At 55.6% G+C, this 18865-nt stretch carries 19 protein-coding genes and 1 pseudogene; 6 read left to right on the top strand and 14 right to left on the bottom strand.

What is annotated here, in order from left to right:
- Positions 1-80: 80 nt before the first annotated feature.
- Positions 81-2120, bottom strand: a complete 2040-nt coding sequence (gene paaZ / locus ACR3EG_RS00690; protein WP_480482021.1) for a phenylacetic acid degradation bifunctional protein PaaZ — start codon at positions 2118-2120, stop codon at positions 81-83.
- A 370-nt stretch (positions 2121-2490) separates the two neighbouring features.
- Here paaZ and paaI point away from each other — a divergent pair, with 370 nt between their 5' ends.
- Genes paaI through ACR3EG_RS00675 form a run of 3 tightly spaced genes read left to right on the top strand, consistent with a single transcriptional unit; the run spans position 2491 to position 4860 of the window.
- Complete coding sequence (gene paaI / locus ACR3EG_RS00685; protein ID WP_480482019.1) at positions 2491-2916, top strand: hydroxyphenylacetyl-CoA thioesterase PaaI; 426 nt, start codon at positions 2491-2493, stop codon at positions 2914-2916.
- Between the two features lie 11 nt (positions 2917-2927).
- The gene (gene paaK, locus ACR3EG_RS00680) at positions 2928-4229 is read left to right on the top strand and encodes a phenylacetate--CoA ligase PaaK (RefSeq protein ID WP_480482017.1); all 1302 of its coding nucleotides are present in this window, start codon (positions 2928-2930) and stop codon (positions 4227-4229) included.
- Positions 4230-4233: 4 nt separating this feature from the next.
- Complete coding sequence (locus ACR3EG_RS00675) at positions 4234-4860, top strand: TetR/AcrR family transcriptional regulator (RefSeq protein WP_480482015.1); 627 nt, start codon at positions 4234-4236, stop codon at positions 4858-4860.
- On the opposite strand, the gene ACR3EG_RS00670 is transcribed toward ACR3EG_RS00675, so the two are convergent.
- From ACR3EG_RS00670 to paaA, 5 genes are read right to left on the bottom strand one after another with little or no spacing between them, the layout of a single operon-like run.
- Positions 4839-5906 (bottom strand): 2Fe-2S iron-sulfur cluster-binding protein, encoded by a 1068-nt coding sequence (locus ACR3EG_RS00670; RefSeq protein ID WP_480482013.1) that lies wholly within the window; start codon positions 5904-5906, stop codon positions 4839-4841. The two genes, ACR3EG_RS00675 and ACR3EG_RS00670, sit on opposite strands and share 22 nt — an antisense overlap.
- Before the next feature lie 9 nt (positions 5907-5915).
- Positions 5916-6377 carry a 1,2-phenylacetyl-CoA epoxidase subunit PaaD gene (gene paaD, locus ACR3EG_RS00665; protein WP_480482850.1) on the bottom strand — a complete coding sequence of 154 codons (462 nt, stop codon included), beginning with the start codon at positions 6375-6377 and terminating at the stop codon, positions 5916-5918.
- A 2-nt stretch (positions 6378-6379) separates the two neighbouring features.
- Positions 6380-7144 (bottom strand): 1,2-phenylacetyl-CoA epoxidase subunit PaaC, encoded by a 765-nt coding sequence (paaC, locus tag ACR3EG_RS00660; protein WP_480482011.1) that lies wholly within the window; start codon positions 7142-7144, stop codon positions 6380-6382.
- Complete coding sequence (paaB, locus tag ACR3EG_RS00655) at positions 7144-7434, bottom strand: 1,2-phenylacetyl-CoA epoxidase subunit PaaB (RefSeq protein WP_170356441.1); 291 nt, start codon at positions 7432-7434, stop codon at positions 7144-7146. The genes paaC and paaB overlap by 1 nt, the downstream gene beginning before the upstream one ends.
- Before the next feature lie 3 nt (positions 7435-7437).
- A complete protein-coding gene (gene paaA / locus ACR3EG_RS00650; protein WP_480482009.1) occupies positions 7438-8433 on the bottom strand; it encodes a 1,2-phenylacetyl-CoA epoxidase subunit PaaA in 996 nt (331 codons plus the stop codon).
- 160 nt (positions 8434-8593) lie between these two features.
- Here paaA and ACR3EG_RS00645 point away from each other — a divergent pair.
- From ACR3EG_RS00645 to ACR3EG_RS00635, 3 genes and pseudogenes are all read left to right on the top strand, one after another.
- Positions 8594-8851: pseudogene (locus ACR3EG_RS00645) on the top strand (NAD(P)-binding domain-containing protein); the annotation flags it as partial.
- Between the two features lie 69 nt (positions 8852-8920).
- A complete protein-coding gene (locus ACR3EG_RS00640; protein ID WP_480482848.1) occupies positions 8921-9439 on the top strand; it encodes a DUF2520 domain-containing protein in 519 nt (172 codons plus the stop codon).
- Positions 9440-9578: 139 nt separating this feature from the next.
- Complete coding sequence (locus tag ACR3EG_RS00635) at positions 9579-12368, top strand: bifunctional aconitate hydratase 2/2-methylisocitrate dehydratase (RefSeq protein WP_480482007.1); 2790 nt, start codon at positions 9579-9581, stop codon at positions 12366-12368.
- 64 nt (positions 12369-12432) lie between these two features.
- Here the strand turns inward: ACR3EG_RS00635 and ACR3EG_RS00630 are convergent, their stop codons facing one another.
- The 8 genes from ACR3EG_RS00630 to ACR3EG_RS00595 form a co-directional block, all read right to left on the bottom strand.
- The gene (locus ACR3EG_RS00630) at positions 12433-13191 is read right to left on the bottom strand and encodes a methyltransferase (protein WP_480482005.1); all 759 of its coding nucleotides are present in this window, start codon (positions 13189-13191) and stop codon (positions 12433-12435) included.
- Positions 13188-13808: a pimeloyl-ACP methyl esterase BioG family protein gene (locus tag ACR3EG_RS00625; protein WP_480482003.1), complete on the bottom strand. Its 621-nt coding sequence runs from the start codon at positions 13806-13808 to the stop codon at positions 13188-13190. Before ACR3EG_RS00625 ends, ACR3EG_RS00630 begins: the two co-directional genes overlap by 4 nt.
- On the bottom strand, positions 13805-15091 hold the full coding sequence (gene bioA / locus ACR3EG_RS00620) for an adenosylmethionine--8-amino-7-oxononanoate transaminase (protein ID WP_480482001.1): 1287 nt from the start codon (positions 15089-15091) through the stop codon (positions 13805-13807). The genes ACR3EG_RS00625 and bioA overlap by 4 nt, the downstream gene beginning before the upstream one ends.
- The gene (gene bioD / locus ACR3EG_RS00615; RefSeq protein WP_480481999.1) at positions 15088-15708 is read right to left on the bottom strand and encodes a dethiobiotin synthase; all 621 of its coding nucleotides are present in this window, start codon (positions 15706-15708) and stop codon (positions 15088-15090) included. The genes bioA and bioD overlap by 4 nt, the downstream gene beginning before the upstream one ends.
- Entirely contained in the window at positions 15705-16838 is a 1134-nt protein-coding gene (locus ACR3EG_RS00610; RefSeq protein WP_480481997.1) for an 8-amino-7-oxononanoate synthase, read from the bottom strand. The genes bioD and ACR3EG_RS00610 overlap by 4 nt, the downstream gene beginning before the upstream one ends.
- Positions 16835-17815, bottom strand: coding sequence for a biotin synthase BioB (gene bioB, locus ACR3EG_RS00605; RefSeq protein ID WP_480481995.1), 981 nt, complete (start codon positions 17813-17815; stop codon positions 16835-16837). The genes ACR3EG_RS00610 and bioB overlap by 4 nt, the downstream gene beginning before the upstream one ends.
- A gap of 139 nt (positions 17816-17954) precedes the next feature.
- The gene (locus ACR3EG_RS00600; RefSeq protein WP_480481993.1) at positions 17955-18296 is read right to left on the bottom strand and encodes a plastocyanin/azurin family copper-binding protein; all 342 of its coding nucleotides are present in this window, start codon (positions 18294-18296) and stop codon (positions 17955-17957) included.
- A complete protein-coding gene (locus tag ACR3EG_RS00595) occupies positions 18296-18817 on the bottom strand; it encodes a DUF4142 domain-containing protein (RefSeq protein WP_480481991.1) in 522 nt (173 codons plus the stop codon). The genes ACR3EG_RS00600 and ACR3EG_RS00595 overlap by 1 nt, the downstream gene beginning before the upstream one ends.
- Positions 18818-18865: the final 48 nt, after the last annotated feature.

The raw sequence follows: 18865 nt of genomic DNA, 5'->3' as shown, positions 1-18865 counted from the left end.
AAGGTTTCCAAATGGCCGGTTCGCAGGCTGGCCTATTGGATATCATGCCAATGTCTTGTGTGGCCACGGAAAACCGATGCTCAACCTCGGGAATATGCATTCATTGTCAGAAGATCATACTCGGCTGCCCGGTCGCCATTCTGGTTTGTCAGTGTCACATGCCAGCGAACCTCGCCATAGTCTTGGTTGCGCGGGGTTTTCTGCTTGACCGTCAGATGAACTTGAATGCTGTCTCCGGCTTGCACGGGCTTAAGGAACCTCAGATTGTCGAGCCCGGTATTCGCCAGAACTGGCCCTTCATCTGGTTGCACGAACAACCCCGCAGCGAAGCTGAGTAACAGATACCCATGTGCCACCCGTCCCGGGAAAAACGGGTTCCGCTTTGCGGCAGCTTCGTCCATATGCGCATAGAATATGTCGCCGGTAAAATGTGCGAAAGTTTCAATGTCGGCCAAAGAGATTTCTCGGGACGCGGTGTGTAACGTCTCACCTATTTCTAGTTCATGGAAGGTGCGGGTAAAGGGGTGTGCATCGCGGGTGACCTCTGATGAGCCGGCCGTCCATTTTCGGTTAATCCGCGTCAGAATATCGGGGCTGCCTTGAACCGCAGTGCGCTGCATGTAGTGCAGTACGCCCCGAACGCCTCCCAGCTCTTCGCCGCCGCCCGCGCGTCCTGGGCCACCATGCACCATGTGCGGCAGCGGAGAGCCATGGCCTGTGCTTTCGTTCATAGATTGTCGGTTGTTGAAGTACAGTCGACCGTGAAACGCGCCCGCACCCAAGGCGGCTTGTCGGGCAAAGTCGCCGTCGTTGGTGATGACCGAGGCAACAAGGCTGCCTTTGCCCTTGTTGGTCAGGCGAAGGGCATGATCAAGATCGCGGTAGGTCATGACGGTCGAAACCGGCCCAAAGGCTTCGACATCATGAACGTATTGCGCTGTATCTGGGGTCTCGCAATAAAACAGCATGTGTGGCACGAACGCGCCTTTTTTGCGGTCCGCACCCGAAACCTGAAATTTTTCTGGGTGGCCAAATACGCGAGTCGCATCCTGCTCGATCAGGGCGGCCTTCTGCAAAACGTCCCGGCGTTGCGCCTGAGAGACCAGCGGCCCCATCTGCGTCGCCGTGTCCGAGGGATCGCCTACAATTGTCCGCTCAAGGGTTTTCCGCAAAGCTGTAATCACCGCTTCGACCTGTGGTTCAGGCACAATAATCCGACGAATGGCAGTGCATTTCTGCCCAGCCTTTGCCGTCATCTCGTGGGTAATTTCCTTGATGAATAGGTCGAATTCGGGCGTGCCTACTTCCGCATCGGGTCCGAGAATTGAGGCATTCAGGCTGTCTTGCTCGGCAATAAAACGGGTTGAGTTATGCAAAATGCTCGGTGTGCTACGCAGTTCAAGAGCCGTTTGCGCCGAGCCAGTAAAGCTGATCACATCTTGCGATCCGACGTGGTCTAGCAGCGCACCAATATCGCCCGAGATCAGCTGTACCGCACCATCTGGCAACAAGCCGCTTTCGAGCATGATGCGAACACATAACTCGGTTACGTAACAGGTGGTTGTCGCGGGTTTGACGATTGACGGCACCCCGGCCAGCAAGGTGGGCGCAAGCTTTTCCAGCATGCCCCAGACCGGAAAATTGAACGCATTGATGTGGACAGCGGCGCCCGTCAACGAGGTGCAGATATGTTGACCCAAAAAGGTTCCGCTGCGGGACAGCTGCTCGATATTGCCGTCCAAATAGATCGTATCATCTGGCATCTCACGCCGACCTTTGCTGGCAAAGACCAGCAACGTGCCGATCCCCCCATCAATGTCGATCAGGTGGTCCTTGTGCGTAGACCCGGTCGCGAAAGAGGCGTCATAAAGCGCCTTTTTGTGCTGGCCTAAATGCAGCGCGAGCGCCTTCAGCATGCGGGCTCGGTCATGGAAAGTCATGGCCCTCAACGCTGAACCGCCTTTGGAACGCGCATATTCCAGCATGGCTTGGGTGTCCAAAGCACTGTTGCCTGCCCGAGCAATCAAATCTCCGGTCACCGCCGAGTGGATATCCCGCGCGGCGCTGTCACAGCCAATCCATTGACCGGCTACATAACTTTCAACGTTCTGAACTGCCATTTCGGGACCTCTACAATGGTGTCGTTCAATAATTGACCAACCGGACGGTTTATGAAATGTTTAAATTGAAGGTTGCTTAAGATCAAGGAGTATACAGTGCTTGCCACGCGACACACAGGTTGGGACGGGTTCACAGTGAATCGACCTGATCAGATGAGCAATTTGACCAATGAAATGCGCCGTATCTTTCGCGATGCCTTGAATTGCGCGAATGCTGCGCAACACGTTTTGATCAGTGAGGCGAGGCAGCAGCGCATTGCACCAGTCGCCTATGCCGTAAACAGCTTGGCTGTCAGGACAAGGCGATTATCGCCTTGGCGAGTGGTATCGTAGTGGCCACGGTTACGGCCAAAAGCCCAAGGGTACAGTTATGACGCCCAAGGAACGTGCGGAACAGGCGGCCCGAACGATGTGGGGTAATGATCAGGCAAGCCCTTGGGTGGGAATGCAGATCGAAGCAGTGGATGAAGGGCAGGCGGTTCTGACGCTGACAGTAGAAAAGCACCACACCAACGGGCACGGCATTTGTCATGGAGGCGTGATCTATATGCTGGCCGATAGTGCATTCGCGTTTGCCTGCAACAGCCGGAACCAATCGACGGTCGCGCAACACAACTCAATTTCCTACATCGCGCCCGGTCAGTTGGGCGATCATCTGACCGCAACAGCGACAGAGGTCAGCCTGACTGGGCGGAGCGGTATTTATGATGTGACCGTGGTCAATCAGACCAACACAGTTGTAGCAGTGTTTCGCGGTTGCTCTCGGGCGGTGCGCGGTCACGTGTTCGAGGAATAGCGGAGGAGTTCATGAAAGACCTAACACCGGCCCGAAACACGCTTGATCCGATAGAGATTGCTTCCATCGACGAAATCAGAAGCCTGCAGTTGGACCGTCTGAGATGGTCTCTGCGCCACGCTTACGAAAACGTTCAGATGTATCGCCAACGGTTCGACGCGGCAGGGGTCCATCCGAATGATCTGCGATCACTAAGCGACCTGTCGAAATTCCCGTTTACGCACAAAGACGATCTGCGTGCCAACTATCCATTTGGGCTTTTCGCTGTTCCTCGGGAAGAAATCGTGCGGGTCCATGCATCATCCGGGACGACGGGTAAACCCACGGTGGTGGGCTATACGCCGAAAGATATTGATAACTGGGCCGGACTTGTGGCGCGATCCATGCGGGCCAGCGGTACCAAACCAGGAGAAATAGTGCACATCGCCTATGGCTATGGCCTGTTCACAGGGGGGCTGGGCGCGCATTACGGGGCCGAGCGTTTGAACTGCACGGTTGTTCCGGTTTCCGGCGGAATGACAGAACGCCAAGTGATGCTGATACAGGACTTCAAGCCCAGCACGATCATGGTCACTCCGTCCTATATGCTGAACATACTGGAGCAGTTTCACGCGGCTGGTATTGATCCGCGCGATACCTCGTTGGATGTGGGAATCTTTGGCGCCGAACCCTGGACGAACGCAATGAGGGCAGAAGTTGAGGATGCTTTCGACATGCATGCAGTCGACATCTATGGCCTGTCCGAAATCATGGGGCCAGGCGTTGCAAATGAGTGCGTCGAGACCAAGGACGGGCTGCATATCTGGGAGGACCACTTCTACCCGGAAATCATTGACCCGGAGACGGGTGAAGTGTTGCCAGATGGCGAGCTGGGTGAGCTGGTCTTTACGACGCTGACCAAAGAGGGCATGCCAATGATCCGCTATCGCACTCGCGATCTGACGCGGCTTTTGCCGGGAACGGCGCGATCAATGCGGAGAATGGAGAAAATCACCGGCCGCTCCGATGACATGATCATCCTCAGGGGCGTGAACGTCTTTCCAACCCAGATTGAAGAGCTTGTTCTGGCAGCCCCGGATCTGGCGCCGCATTTCCAAATAGAGCTGTCCCGCACGGGCCGAATGGACGATATGACAGTACGCGTTGAAACCGGCGCGCCAGAGGACATGCGCGAAGGTATTGCCGGGGCCTTGTCCAAGAAGATTAAAGACACCATAGGGATCGGCGCATCGGTGAATGTCGGTGCTCCGGGCAGTGTCGAGCGCAGCCAGGGCAAAGCCCGTCGAGTAGTTGACAACAGGCCAAAGGAGTAAACCCGTGGCGCGGACGATCGCTAAGGACCATGACAAGAAGCGTCAGAGCATCCTCGCGGTGGCTGCAAATGTGTTCGCCCATGAAGGCATCGCACGGGCTTCGATGAATCAGGTTGCCAAAGCTGCGGGTATATCGAAGGCGAATATTTACCACTACTATGACAGCAAAGAAGCACTGCTGTTCGACATTCTGGATACCTATCTGTCCGAGTTGAAGAACCGCGTCTCCGCAATTGATCTGGACGGGTATCCGCCAGAAGAACAGTTGCATCTGATCCTGCGCGAGTATCTGCTGGCCTATGAAGGGATGGATTACGAACACACCATTCAAAGCGAAGGTGTCTCTCTGCTGCCCGAGCATATGCAGAAGGTGCTTAAAGCCTATCAAAAAGACATGGTAGCGCAGATGAGCAACATTCTGAACGCGATCAGTGGTGGCAAGCTGCAAGACGATGGCAACCTGCTGCGTGAGGTGACCATGTCCGTTTTCGGAATGCTGAACTGGTATTACATGTGGCATCCAAAGGCGACACGTGCTGATCGCGAAGGATATGCCAAAACGGTTGCCCGTTTCACCGTGGCGGGCTTGCCCGGAGTGTTAAGCAACGTTCAATGCCCGGCCTCATCATAGTCCCAAGCAACTTTCTCTGACACTGCAAAGCACTGACAGGTCAGAACAAAACCGGCTTCAACCTCGTAATCCTCAAGGGCGTGATTGGCGACCATTTCAACCTCACCTTCAAGGACCTTGGCCTTGCAGGTCGAACAAACACCCGCTTTACAGGCGTGGGGCGCATCCAAGTTTTCGGCCAAAGCCGCTTCCAGCAAGCTTGTGTCTTTAGGTATGACAAGGCTTCTGGTTTCACCGCCCAACGTGACGCGACCTTTGACGCCGCCTGTTTCGGCGGCTTTTGAGACGGCGCGTTTTCTGGCGCGCCCGGGTTGAGACGACGCGAAAAGTTCGAAACGGATTTGGTCCTTTCGCAATCCATGATCCTTAAGCGCCTCTGAAATGGCCAGCATCATTGGCTCGGGCCCGCAGATGTAAGCCATCGAGACCGATTTAATGTCGATCCAGTGTCGAAACAGATCGGCGCATTTGGTTTGATCGACCCGGCCTTTGAACAATTCAATGTCCTGGCTGTCATCCTCAAGAACGTGGACGATGTTCAGCCGATGAAGGTAGCGGTTTTTCAGGTCCTCAAGCTCTTCCCGGAACATGATCGTATTTGGTGTGCGGTTTGCGTAGACTAAAGTGAACCGCGTCGATGCGTCCTCGGACAGGGCGGTCTTGAGAATGGACAGGACCGGAGTGATGCCCGAGCCGCCAGCAAACGCCAGATAGTGAGGCGCGTCGTCTTCGACTGCGGCATGAAAGTTGCCCATGGGAGGCATGGCGTCCATTACGTCCCCAACCTGTAGTTCGGTATTTGCCCATGTTGAGAACGCCCCGCCATCCACACTTTTGATCCCAACCTGCAGGATACCTTCATGCGGTGCCGCGCAGATAGAGTACGACCGGCGCAGTTCCTCGCCCTCGAAATCCCGTTTGAATGTCAGGTACTGACCAGGTGCAAAACCAAACTCTGCTGCGTTTTCAGCTTGCAAAGTGACCACCACGGCGTCGCGGATGGTCTTTTGAATATCGGTAACTTTCAAAGGGTGGAAGTTGGTCATATCGGGACCTCAGATACACTTGAAATAGTCGAAGGGTTCCATGCAATCCTGACATCGCCATTGGGCCTTGCAGGGGGTCGAGCCGAACTGGCTGATTTTTTCTACCCGCTTGGATTTGCAATGGGGGCATCGTTTGGGACCACCCGCAGCTTGGGGTGGGGCAATCCCGAATTCTTCCAGTCGGGTCCGGCCTTTTTCGGATAACCAGTCAGTCGTCCACGCCGGTGCGATCCGGGTTTGAATGTCCAGCTTGCCGATGCCGTTTTTTGCAAGTTCGGTTTCGATGTCCAGCGCGATAACAGCCATGGCCGGGCAGCCGGTATAGGTCGGTGTGATCGTCACAGTCACATGGTCCTGCGCGACCTGCACCTCGCGGATCACGCCGAGATCCACAACCGAGATGACTGGGATTTCAGGGTCAGGCACGGTGTCGAGCCAATCCCAGACCTGAGCCTCGGTCACCACCATCATCGTCACCACGTTGCGCCTGGATACGAGCGTTGCAGGGTTTGCATCACGGCCAGCATATGGCCCAGGTGTTCAGTGTGCCGAAATCCGGTCCGCCCTCCTTTTTGGGCATAGTCGCCTTCCGGAAAAGTCAAGCACGCCTGCGCCAGCACAGTCTGTACGGTTTCCAGCCACAGTGGCTTTATTTCTGAAGGCAACGGCGCGACACCCGCTGTCGCCATGGCGTGATCGGTTTCGTCATCGACAAAGACTTCACCACTATACGGCCAGAGGAAGGTAAGCGCTTCATCCATGCGCTTGTTGCTTTCCGCGGTGCCGTCCCCCAAGGCGATTACCGTGTGAGAAGACCTGTCCAAATGATAGAGGGCCTCTTTCAAGCATTTTGCGGCGATTTCAGCCACTCGGGTGTCGGTGGAATTTTGCAGTTGCGTCAACCATGGTACTTGAAAGGCGTCATAAAGGAATTGTCGCATCTGAGTGCGCCCGAAATCGCCGTTCGGGACCTCAAGCATCAACAAATTCCGGAAATCATAAACGTCACGTAGAAACGCCAGATCGTCGGCAGAGCGTCCGGCCCCTTCGACCTCAGCCGCATATCCCAGCCACAACTGGGTTTGCCCGATCTGATCCAAGGCCATATTGGCCAGCGCGATATCCTCTTCCAAAATCGGAGCGACCCCGCACCATTCCGAGGTTCGATGCCCCAGAACCAAAGCGTTGTCGCCTTGTCTCAGCAGAAACTCGAACAGTGGTTTTTGCGCCGCGTCCATCACATTTTCCCAACTTCGTCAGGAATGTCGTAGAAAGTGGGGTGCCGGTAAACTTTGTCGCGGGATGGGTCGAACAGGGGCCCTTTGTCCGAAGGGCTGGAGGCCGTGATCTTTTCAGCCTCGACCACCCAGATACTGACGCCTTCGTTGCGGCGCGTATAAACGTCTCGCGCATTCCGTATGGCATGCTCGGCATCTGCTGCGTGCAACGAGCCGACGTGCCGGTGGCTCATGCCGTGTTGGCCTCGGATAAAGACTTCCCACAGGGGCCATTCGTTTTGATGTGACATCGACTACTCCGCCGCTCTGGATTTGTTTTGGGCTTTCCGCGCGTGGGCCAGCATGGCATCACGGACCCACGCGCCATCCTCCCAAGCCTTGCGGCGGGCGCTCAGACGCTCGGCATTGCAGGGGCCATTGCCCGAGATCACGTCGAAAAACTCGGACCAGTCTGGTTCACTAAAATCATAATGCCCGGTTTCTTCGTTCCAGCGCAGGTTCTCGTCGGGAATTGACAACCCCAGAAACTCGGCTTGCGGAACGGTTTCATCGACGAACTTCTGACGCAGCTCATCATTTGTGTTGATCTTGATCCGCCAAGCCATCGATTGGGCGGAATGTAAGCTGTCCTTGTCCGACGGTCCGAACATCATCAGGGCGGGATACCAGAACCGGTTCAGAGCGTCCTGCGCCATGCGCTTTTGATCGGCAGTGCCTTCTTTCGCCATCTTGATCATGATGTGATAGCCTTGGCGCTGGTGAAAGCTTTCTTCTTTGCAAATGCGCACCATTGCCCGCGCATAGGGACCATACGAGGTGCGCTGCAACGGCACCTGATTCATGATAGCAGCCCCATCAACCAGCCAACCAACCGCGCCCATATCGGCCCAAGTCAGGGTGGGATAGTTGAAGATGGACGAATATTTCATCCGCTCAGAGTGCAGCATCTCGACCAGCTCATCCCGGCTGACGCCCAGTGTCTCAGCGGCGCAATAAAGATACAGCCCATGGCCTGCCTCATCCTGAACTTTGGCCAGAAGGTTGGCCTTGCGTTCCAAAGTGGGCGCACGGGTGATCCAATTGCCTTCGGGCAGTTGGCCTACAATTTCAGAATGCGCGTGCTGGCCGATCTGACGGATCAGTGTTTTTCGATAGCTTGGAGGCATATAGTCCTTGGGTTCGATCTTTTCACCGCGGTCGATGCGATCTTGAAATGCCCGATCTTCGGGGCTTATCTCGTCACGAGATTGCACCCCTTTGCCCGTTGATTTTACCATTTGGGCGTACATGGCCTTGTCCTCCTCAAACCCATTCCGCTTGCCTTGATCAATATGTTACAGAAAAACAAAATAACAAGCAAACTGTAACGTATTTTGTTTGATCAATTCCTTTGAGATAGTTGGCGATCATTTTAATAGCTGTTGTGCGTCTTAAAGGGGGGGCTCAGAATTGGGCACTACGACTGTTAATCTCATCGGGGCAGGACGGGTTGGCCAGACACTGGCTCGACTATTGCCGGCAACGCAGTCCTATGTTCTGCAGGATGTAAGCAGCCGTCGTCTTAAATCCGCTACGGATGCTGCCGCATTCGGTCATAACGCGCGGGCTGTTGAGCACTTGGCCGATATGCGGCCAGCAAACATCTGGATACTTGCCGTACCCGATACGAAGATTGCCGAGGTAGCCAGAACCTTAAGTGACTCGCACCCAGATAGTGTGTTGCAGGGATCGCGCCCTGTTGCACTGCATTGTAGCGGATTCTACCCGGCCGCCCAAATGGATGCCTTAAACGAATATGGGTGGGGTTTGGCGAGTGCGCATCCAGTGCTTTCCTTTGCAGATCCCGAAACTGCAGCATCGCAGTTCTCCTGTGTCCCTTGTGGCATCGAAGGTGACCCATATGCGGCAAGGATCGCTACTTCGTTGTTCGAAGAGATGGGCGCCGAGTGCTTTTCCATCCGGTCGGATGCGAAAAGCCTGTATCATGCTGCTGCGGTAATCTCGAATAACTTCACGGTAGTTCTGCAAGCCTTGGCGCGTGAGGCGTGGGCCGAAGCGGGCGTTTCCGAGGATATGGCAGCACGCCTGAATGAAAAGCTGTTGATCGGAACCTGCGAAAACATAACAGCGCAGGGGCCACAGGTCGCGTTGACTGGTCCCGCTGCACGCGGGGATACTGACGTCGTTGCTCAACAAAACAGAGTCGTGGCCGGGTGGCACCCGACAGCCGGCGAGTTGTACGCACATCTTAGTGATCTGGCGCGATCTCTTAAATCAAGCGGTAAAACCCGTTAGCGCCACAACCACTGCTTTGGTCTATTGATCCGCAGCGGAAAATAGTATACCGCCGCATACAAAGAGCATCCTGTGGGTCTGGAGTACCAGTCTTTGCCGGGTCTCAAGCTTCTTCTAACGCCTAATCGTCGGGACCGCCATGAGCCTTTACACAGATTACCTCAGTGAAATTGAAACGCGCAAAGAACAGGGTCTGCATCCTAAACCCATTGATGATGGTGCGCTGGCCAAAGAGATCGTTGAGCAGATCAGAGATACCGGAAACGTGCATCGCGAGGACTCGCTGAACTTTTTCATTTACAACACCCTGCCCGGAACCACGAGCGCCGCAGCTGAAAAGGCTGATTTCCTGAAAGAAATCGTCTTGGGTCACACTGTGGTCGACGAAATCTCGGTTCCTTTCGCGTTTGAACTTTTGTCACACATGAAAGGTGGCCCGTCGGTGCGGGTCTTGTTGGACCTTGCTTTGGGCGAAGATGCAGCAATTGCCGAGCAGGCAGCCGAAGTCCTGAAGACTCAGGTTTTCTTGTATGACGCCGATACAGATCGCTTGAAAGAGGCTTTCAAAGCCGGGCATCCCATCGCCAAAGAGATTCTGGAAAGCTACGCCAAGGCTGAATTCTTCACCAAACTGCCCGAAATCGACGAAGAGATCGAAGTTGTCACCTATGTTGCAGCAGAAGGTGACATCTCGACCGACTTATTGTCGCCCGGCAATCAGGCGCACTCGCGCGCGGATCGGGAACTGCACGGCAAGTGCTTTATCTCGGACAAGGCGCAGCAAGAAGTTGAGGCGCTGAAACTGCAACACCCCGATAAGCGGGTGATGCTGATTGCCGAAAAAGGCACCATGGGGGTTGGGTCGTCTCGGATGTCGGGGGTGAACAACGTGGCCCTGTGGACGGGTAAGCAGGCGAGCCCCTACGTGCCTTTCGTCAACTTCGCACCTGTTGTCGCGGGCACGAACGGCATTTCCCCGATCTTCCTGACCACCGTCGGCGTGACTGGCGGTATTGGTTTGGACCTGAAGAACTGGGTCAAGAAGGTCGATGAAGACGGGAATGCCATCCTGAACAATGACGGCAACCCGATTCTTGAAGAGCAGTATTCGGTCGCGACCGGCACCGTTCTGAAGATCAACACCAAAAGCCACAAACTGCTGAACGAAGATGGCGAGGAACTGGTGGATGTGTCGGCCTCGTTCACTCCGCAAAAAGTCGAATTCATGAAGGCCGGTGGGTCTTACGCCATTGTCTTTGGTAAGAAACTGCAGACTTTGGCCGCCGAGACGCTGGGTGTCGAGGCCCCGCTGGTCTTTGCACCGTCCAAGGAAGTCAGCCATGAAGGTCAGGGCCTGACTGCGGTTGAGAAAATCTTTAACAAGAACGCAGTTGGGGCGACCCCGGGTAAGACCCTGCACGCTGGTTCGGACGTCCGTGTAAAGGTCAATATCGTGGGTTCGCAGGACACCACCGGCCTGATGACCATGCAAGAGCTTGAGGCGATGGCCGCAACGGTTGTGGCGCCCAGTGTTGACGGTGCCTATCAGTCGGGTTGTCACACTGCGTCGGTCTGGGATGCCAAAGCTCAGGCCAACACGCCGCGTCTGATGAAGTTCATGAATGATTTCGGCCTTGTTACCGGTCGCGACCCGAAGGGTGTGTATCATTCGATGACCGACGTGATCCACAAGGTTCTGAACGACATCACTGTTGACGACTGGTCGGTGATTATCGGTGGGGACAGCCACACCCGTATGTCCAAAGGTGTGGCGTTCGGCGCAGACTCGGGCACCGTTGCTTTGGCACTGGCAACCGGTGAAGCCTCGATGCCGATCCCCGAGTCAGTAAAAGTGACCTTCAAGGGCAAAATGGCGGACCATATGGACTTCCGCGACGTGGTACACGCCACGCAGGCGCAGATGTTGGAACAGCATGGCGACAATGTCTTCCAGGGCCGCGTGATCGAGGTACATATCGGAACGCTGCTGGCGGACCAGGCCTTTACCTTCACTGACTGGACTGCCGAGATGAAGGCCAAAGCCTCGGTCTGTATTTCGGATGACGATACTCTGATCGGTTCTCTGGAATTGGCTAAATCGCGTATTCAGATCATGATCGACAAGGGTATGGAGCATGAAAGTGGAATGCTGCAGAAGTTGATCGCGATTGCGGATGCCCGCATTGCCGAGATCAAGTCCGGTGAGAAACCCGCTCTGCGTCCCGACGACAACGCGAAGTATTTCGCCGAAGTGGTCGTGGATCTGGATCAGATCGTCGAGCCGATGATCGCGGACCCGGATGTTAACAATGCGGACGTGTCCAAGCGCTATACACACGACACGATCCGCCCGGTATCTTTCTATGGTGGTGACAAGAAAGTTGATCTGGGCTTCGTAGGATCTTGCATGGTGCATAAGGGTGACATGAAGATTGTTGCGCAGATGCTGCGAAACCTCGAAAAAGTGTCGGGGAAGGTAGAGTTCAAAGCCCCGCTGGTGGTGGCCGCCCCGACCTACAACATCATCGATGAGTTGAAGGAAGAAGGCGATTGGGACGTGCTCGAGAAGTATTCGGGCTTCGAATTCGACGACCTGTTCCCGAAAGAAAAGGCACGCACCGAGTACGAAAACATCCTGTATCTTGAGCGCCCGGGCTGCAACCTGTGCATGGGCAACCAAGAGAAAGCCGCTAAAGGTGATACGGTTCTGGCGACATCTACACGCTTGTTCCAAGGTCGCGTTGTGGCGGATGCGCCGGACAAGAAAGGCGAAAGCTTGCTGGCCTCGACCCCGGTCGTTGTGCTGTCGGCCATTCTGGGTCGTACGCCTAAGATCGACGAGTACAAAGCCGCGGTCGAAGGCATTGACCTGACCCGGTTTGCGCCTCCGGTTGAAAAACTGGCCAACAGCCGCTCGGCTCATTTCTAAACACGGCGGGCCGGTCACCAAACAGGTGATCCGGCCCGTTTTTTTCCGTTGTCTAATTCGACGTTCAGCGCGCTTTGCGCGCAACAATCCATGTTGCGTGATACGTCAGACTGACCCCTGCCGGGGTCCGGTGCAGCCTTTCATAGTCATCGCTGAACTGTCTGAGCGTGGCTTTGGTCCACGGCCGTTGGGCCCGGCCATTTACTCCGGTTTTCCGCAGGTGTTGCAGGACATCTCTTGGAGTTGCGAAGAACACGCGCTCTAACGCTTCCCCGGTATTGATGACCTCCAAACACTCGGTGACGGCCGACGCCATATCTGAGTGATCCATTAGGCCGGGTGCGGCCGCAGACGAACCAATCTGTGCCAATTCGGTGTATTGGCATGGCCCGAACCCGGAAATGGCAAGCCATCCACCGGGCGACAATGCGTTGGCAGCCTGACGCAGAAACTCTGCGGGGTTCTGTAGCCATTGTATCATCGAGGCTGACGCGATTAGGTCAGGCTGCGTCGGCCAGCTGACTTTTGAGGCATCGCCGCACAGAAACTTGGCGCGATGACGGTTTGCGGTTTCTGCGGCGGCGGGGGTAAGGTCGTTAAGCGTTAAAGCGCCACAATCAAAGGTTTCAAGCAGGCGTCGAGTAAGGTGACCTGTGCCGCATCCAAGTTCCAGCGTTTTGTTGAATCGTTCAGGCGCACCTGCCGTGCCAAGGGCTGTTACCAGACGATCCGCGACTCGTGCCTGTTGGCTGGCCTCTCCGTGATAGGAATGAAAACTTCTGCTGAAACTGCGCTGCACCCGATCTGTGGCTTGAAACGTCATGAACACCACTCCGTCCAGTTTTGACCCTTATGAAAAGGGACATGTGGCGCATCCACGCCGCGCACCACGCTTGCCTGGTCCTTCCAGGCGGTTTCTTGTGCAAAGGTTGGAATGATCCGGTCGCGCTGCGGAATCCAAATGCGATCGAATGAAAGCGCGGGCGCTGACCCCCGTGCGATAACTGCGTTCAACTCTGCACGGGCCTTGGGGACGTCGAGCTTGCGGGCGGGCACGTCCAATCCCGCGCGGCGGCAGAATTTGGAAAAGCTCGCTTCGGTCAGGTTGTCGGCAGTTGCCCTAATCATCTCGGGTGCTATGCCCCAGCGCGGATCTGCTGGGTGCAAAGTACCGCCAATAGCAACAAGCCTTGTCGGTCTGAAATTAAAATCGTTCACCCAATGGGCGGCCGAAACGACTCCGAAGGAAAATGAAACCAGTGTGACTCGATCATAGTCGGAGGTTTCATGAAGGGGGTCGTCTAGGCGGGTATAATCGTCAATAAACAGTTGATCATGGTCGCTGGAAAGTTGTTGAAACGGGGCAGAGCCCAAGGCCCATCCCCCAAAGATCAGGACCAAGTCTGCCGTACCAGAGCGTGCCAGCCATTGCTTTTTCATGAATGTCCTCGGGCCAGGGAAACCATGGTCTGTGTTACCCGGCTCAGTTCGTCCGAGGAGATTACATAAGGCGGCATACAATAGATGTTGCGTGCAAAGGGGCGCAGCCAAACGCCCGTTTCCGGAGCCAGTTGATGTGCAACCGAAGGGTCAACCGGCGACATCATCTCGATAACACCGATCGCACCCAGCACGCGAACATCCGCAACACCGGCAAGGGTTCGCGCGGGGGCCAATTCTTGTGTCAGCTGATCCGTGATGGATTGAACTTCACCTTGCCAATCTCGGGTCGAGATCTGATCAAGGCTGGCACAGGCCGCAGCACAAGCTAATGGGTTTGCCATATAGGTCGGTCCATGCATCAGAACACCGGCTTCGCTTTGTCCGATACGACGAGCGACGTTCCGCGACGTGATCGTCGTTGCCAGCGTGATGTGCCCCCCGGTCAAGGCTTTCCCAAGACACAGGATGTCAGGGACTACCCCAGCGTGATCCATCGCAAACAGTTTTCCCGTGCGCCCGAACCCCGTGGCGATCTCGTCGAAGATGACCAAGACGTCATGCTCGCGGCACAACGCGTGCGCGCGCCGCAGCCATTCGGGGTGGTAGAAATACATTCCGCCTGCGCCTTGGACCACGGGCTCAAGGATAAGCCCTGCGATCTTGTCACCTTGTTCAGACAGTAATTTCTTTAACTCATTGAGGCCGTTGGTATCGTCGTCTTCGGACCAGTCGTCGTCAAACCGGATTTTCGGACGCGACAGAAAATGCTGAATTGATAGCGCGCCTCGGAACAGGCCGTGCATCCCGTTGACCGGGTCGCAAACGCTCATCGCTTTCCATGTGTCGCCGTGATATCCGCCGCGAATGGTAGCGAACTCGGTACGTTGGATTCGGTTTTGCGCCATCTGGTACTGCACCGCCATTTTGAGCGCGACCTCAATGGCAACCGATCCGCTGTCACTGTAGAAAATTCGGTCTAGACCATCAGGTAGCAGGCCGACCAGCTTCCGCCCCAGCTCGATCGCGGGCGTATGTGTCAGCCCACCGAACATGACGTGGGGCATTTGATCTAGTTGCGCCTGCATCGCCGCGATCAGTGCCGGATGACGATGCCCGTGGATGGCGCACCACCATGAAGACATGGCGTCGATCATTTTTACCCCATCGTCTCGGGTCAGCCAGACGCCTTCTGCCTCTGTGATCAGATGCATCGGGCCGGGATTTGCGATGTTCGTGTATGGGTGCCACAGGTGGTTGGCGTCAAATTCCAGCGGGGTCACAGGGCGCTCCGGATTGTGGCGGTGTCGATGGCTTCAAACGCGTCCGACAGTATTTGGGGTGTCAATGATGGCAAAGGCGGAAGCCGGCCCAGATGCCGGACCGAGCACATCTGGGCAATGGTCTGCTCGACAGGCGGTTCAGCTTTGCCCACGAATGCAACGCCGACCAAATTGCATCCTGCGTTCCGCAACGCCATCACGGACAGGCTGGTGTGATTGATCGTGCCAAGTGCTGTGCGGGCGACCAAAACAACCGGGGCTTTCCATTGCGCGAACAGGTCCAGATAAAAATGTTCACGGTTCAGCGGTACCATCACGCCGCCTGCACCTTCGACGACCAAGGGGCCGTCGACCCGCGGCAGTGCCAACTGATCAAGCGTGATTTCGACACCCATATCTTCGGCCGACAAATGTGGAGAAGCGGGCAGGGATAGCCGGTACGCCTCGGGCAGTGTCTCAGCGCCAGACAAAGCGCGTATGGTTTCTGTGTCGGTCGCGTCTTCCAAACCGGATTGAACAGGTTTCCAATACCGCGCGCCAAGTGCGGCCGTCAGGCCAGCTGCAAAAACTGTCTTGCCAACGCCGGTATCAGTTCCTGTGACGATAATGGCGCTCATGCGGCTGCTTTCAACTGGTTGGACAAAGTGTCGAAAAGGGCAGTGATATCTGCATCGCTGACATTGCCGGTGACGGAGATACGCAAGCGAGATGTCCCGCGCGGAACCGTCGGTGGGCGAATTCCGCGAACGTCGAACCCGTGGGCTTGCAACTCGGACGCGATGCGCATTGTCAAAGCGTCATCGCCCAAGATAATCGGGACGATTTGGCTGTTTAGGCTGGCGTTGGGTAGGCCGATGCGCCGGGCGCAGGCATGCGCGAAATGCATTCTGGAGACGGCCGACTGGGTCAGAGTCGCCTCACTTTGCAATCGTTCAAGCACAGCTTGCAGCAGCGCAGCATTCAGCGGAGAGGGCGCAGTCGCGAAAATAAAGGGTCGGGCACGGTTGATCAGCGTGTCAATCATCACCCGAGGGCCACAGATCAATCCGCCAGCAACCCCCAAACCCTTGCCGCATGTATGCAGCGTGACAAGCTCTGCTTCCAAACCATGGGCCAGCCCCCGTCCGTTGGGTCCAAATACTCCGGTCGCATGGGCTTCGTCGACAACCAGAATGGCGTCGAACGCAACAGCGATATCCTCTAGCGCTGTCAAAGGTGCCAGATCACCTTCCATCGAATAGACGCTTTCTACGGCGATCCAGATTTGCCCGGCCCCACCTTTCGCGCGCCACTCCTCAAGGATACGCCGGGCGTCCTCCACGTCATTATGTTTGAAAGCCCGGGTTTCAGCGCGACCGAGGCGCATTCCTTCGTGTGCACTGGCATGAACAAGCGCATCATAAAGGATTAGATCTTCGGCTGCGGGCAGAGTCGAAAATATTGCCTGATTTGCCTGAAATCCGCCGCCCATGAACAGAGCAGCTTCGGACTGGAAAAAACGGGCCGCTGACTGCTCAAGCGCCTCATGTTCCGGGTGGTTGCCGCGTAACAGGCGTGATCCGCCCGACCCGACAGGCACTTCGCGGGCAAGGGCGTTGCGCGCGGCGTCGGCCATAAACTCGGACTGTGCCAGCCCCAAGTAGTCATTGGAGGCAAAGTCTAAACCCTGCGCTGCGGTCAGGCTACGTCTGCGATGCCGTTCCGTAAGGGTCGTAAGCATCGCGTCAAGGCGATGATGTGCTTTCATTCAGCCGCTTCCCTGCTGCTTTGTCCTGCTACGGTCTCTGACTGCAGGCCGAGTTTTGCGAACAGGATTGCATCTGTATCCTCTTCGGGGTTTTCGGCCGTCAAAAGGGTCTCTCCTACAAAGATCGAATTTGCACCCGCAAAGAAACACATCGCCTGCAGTTCATCGCTCATGTCGCTGCGCCCGGCGGACAATCGGACATATGAGGTCGGCATCATGATCCGAGCTGTTGCAATCACACGGACGAAATCAATAGGGTCGATCGGTTTGGCATCGGCCAAGGGTGTGTCTTCTTGCGGCATCAACATGTTGATCGGGACCGAGTCTGGAGCCGGGTTCATACTTGCCAGAGTCACCAGCATGTCGACACGGTCCTGCGTTTCCTCGCCCATGCCGAGGATGCCGCCGGAACACACTTTGATACCAGCTTCTTGCACACGGTTCATCGTGTCGATCCGATCCGAAAACGTGCGCGTTGTGATCACTTCGGGGTAATATCGTTCCGACGTGTCGATGTTGTGGTTGTAATAATCCAACCCGGCATCGCGAAGACGGATTACCTGATTGTCGTCCAGCATTCCCAACGTCATGCAGGTTTCCATTCCCAGTGCCCGAACGCCTTCGACCATGGCAACCAATGCATCCATGTCTCGATCCTTGGGTTCGCGCCATGCTGCGCCCATGCAAAACCGGGTTGCGCCGCCGTCGCGGGCTTGTCGCGCTTGGGTCAGAACACGTTCGACCTCGATCAGTTTGGAGGCAGAAAGTTTTGATCCGTTCCGTGCGGACTGAGAACAATACGCACAGTCCTCGGCACATCCACCTGTTTTGATCGACAAGAGCTTGGAGGTCTGCACCTTATTGGGATCAAAATGCGTGCGGTGAACGGATTGAGCGCGAAACATCAAGTCCATAAGGGGCAGATCATGCAGGGTCTGAGCGTCTTCGCGGGTCCAGCTTGGCGTGGCAACAGTCATTTTATAGATAAAATCCCATCATCTTGAGGCTGATGTGGATGTTTATAGATAAAAATTTGTATAACAAGTCTCAACCCGGGCATTTGGCGGGTTTCCGACCATCTCAGGCAGATTTGATCACGTAAAACCGGTATTGAAATCAGATAATTTCAATGGTGCCCTTCATATGGGGATGAAAGGCGCAGAAATACTCAAGCTCCATACCCTCGGTTACAAGGACTTCTGCACTCTGACCTTTCGACAATTCCTGCGTGTCCCAACCCTGTGCGTCAGCCGTGGCCGTGTGTGGCGCGATATCCAGATTGGTCCATTTGATGCGATCTCCAACGTGGACCTTTACCAACGCGGGCTGAAACTCAAATCGGTGAATCCTGACCATATGTATTGCAGATGCTCGGGATGCTTGCGCGGCCAGGGTAAAAGCGACTGCTGACGCAGCCGCTTGGGTCACAACCTGACGTCGCGATAGCAAGCGCGGCATCAATTCAGCGACTCTACCATCTTTTCGGCATGAACTTCATGGGCTTTGAAAATCTCTAAACCCTGTTCAAACAACGCTTTGACCTCTGCATTGTCGATGTTCGGGATCATGCTACCCTCGACCAGACCATTAACCGCTTGATGGTACGCAAGTTCATTTGCTGCATATGCCGCATCAAATTCTGCACCGCGCAGCTGTGATAGCGTGTTGATGATCTCTTCCGCGTTGGCGTTGAGAGTCTGGCTGAAGGCATTGTCCTGCGCCGTTGCGCCGAGTTTGTTCAGCAACCCAAGCGCCGCTTCGTTCACGGCGGTGTGGTCGCGGATCATGGTCTTGGCGAACTCATGGATGTCGGGGTTGTCCGAGAGCGCCAGCGCCAGATGAGCGTACCGTATGTCGATGACATCAGCAGTATAGGCGATATGCGCAAATTCCAGATCGTTCATGCCAGAAACGTCCTGAGCATAGGCTGGTGCTGACAAGATCAAAGCGGTGGCGACGGCAGAGAAGAAGCGGTTCATCAAAGATACTCCATTGCGAATGGTTTGTATCTCCGAGTATCGACGTTC

It is taken from the genome of Ruegeria sp. AM7, assembly GCF_056535965.1.
Note: the sequence above shows the minus strand (reverse complement) of the source record. Positions and strands in the feature narration are given on the sequence as shown.

What these genes read in the sequence shown, in the direction of transcription:
- paaZ (WP_480482021.1), bottom strand. Translation starts at nt 2,120, where the DNA reads ATGGCAGTTCAGAACGTTGAAAGTTATGTAGCCGGTCAATGGATTGGC.
- paaI (WP_480482019.1), top strand. Translation starts at nt 2,491, where the DNA reads ATGACGCCCAAGGAACGTGCGGAACAGGCGGCCCGAACGATGTGGGGT.
- paaK (WP_480482017.1), top strand. Translation starts at nt 2,928, where the DNA reads ATGAAAGACCTAACACCGGCCCGAAACACGCTTGATCCGATAGAGATT.
- ACR3EG_RS00670 (WP_480482013.1), bottom strand. Translation starts at nt 5,906, where the DNA reads ATGACCAACTTCCACCCTTTGAAAGTTACCGATATTCAAAAGACCATC.
- paaD (WP_480482850.1), bottom strand. Translation starts at nt 6,377, where the DNA reads ATGATGGTGGTGACCGAGGCTCAGGTCTGGGATTGGCTCGACACCGTG.
- paaC (WP_480482011.1), bottom strand. Translation starts at nt 7,144, where the DNA reads ATGGACGCGGCGCAAAAACCACTGTTCGAGTTTCTGCTGAGACAAGGC.
- paaB (WP_170356441.1), bottom strand. Translation starts at nt 7,434, where the DNA reads ATGTCACATCAAAACGAATGGCCCCTGTGGGAAGTCTTTATCCGAGGC.
- paaA (WP_480482009.1), bottom strand. Translation starts at nt 8,433, where the DNA reads ATGTACGCCCAAATGGTAAAATCAACGGGCAAAGGGGTGCAATCTCGT.
- ACR3EG_RS00640 (WP_480482848.1), top strand. Translation starts at nt 8,921, where the DNA reads ATGGATGCCTTAAACGAATATGGGTGGGGTTTGGCGAGTGCGCATCCA.
- ACR3EG_RS00635 (WP_480482007.1), top strand. Translation starts at nt 9,579, where the DNA reads ATGAGCCTTTACACAGATTACCTCAGTGAAATTGAAACGCGCAAAGAA.
- ACR3EG_RS00630 (WP_480482005.1), bottom strand. Translation starts at nt 13,191, where the DNA reads ATGACGTTTCAAGCCACAGATCGGGTGCAGCGCAGTTTCAGCAGAAGT.
- ACR3EG_RS00625 (WP_480482003.1), bottom strand. Translation starts at nt 13,808, where the DNA reads ATGAAAAAGCAATGGCTGGCACGCTCTGGTACGGCAGACTTGGTCCTG.
- bioD (WP_480481999.1), bottom strand. Translation starts at nt 15,708, where the DNA reads ATGAGCGCCATTATCGTCACAGGAACTGATACCGGCGTTGGCAAGACA.
- ACR3EG_RS00610 (WP_480481997.1), bottom strand. Translation starts at nt 16,838, where the DNA reads ATGAAAGCACATCATCGCCTTGACGCGATGCTTACGACCCTTACGGAA.
- bioB (WP_480481995.1), bottom strand. Translation starts at nt 17,815, where the DNA reads ATGACTGTTGCCACGCCAAGCTGGACCCGCGAAGACGCTCAGACCCTG.
- ACR3EG_RS00600 (WP_480481993.1), bottom strand. Translation starts at nt 18,296, where the DNA reads ATGCCGCGCTTGCTATCGCGACGTCAGGTTGTGACCCAAGCGGCTGCG.
- ACR3EG_RS00595 (WP_480481991.1), bottom strand. Translation starts at nt 18,817, where the DNA reads ATGAACCGCTTCTTCTCTGCCGTCGCCACCGCTTTGATCTTGTCAGCA.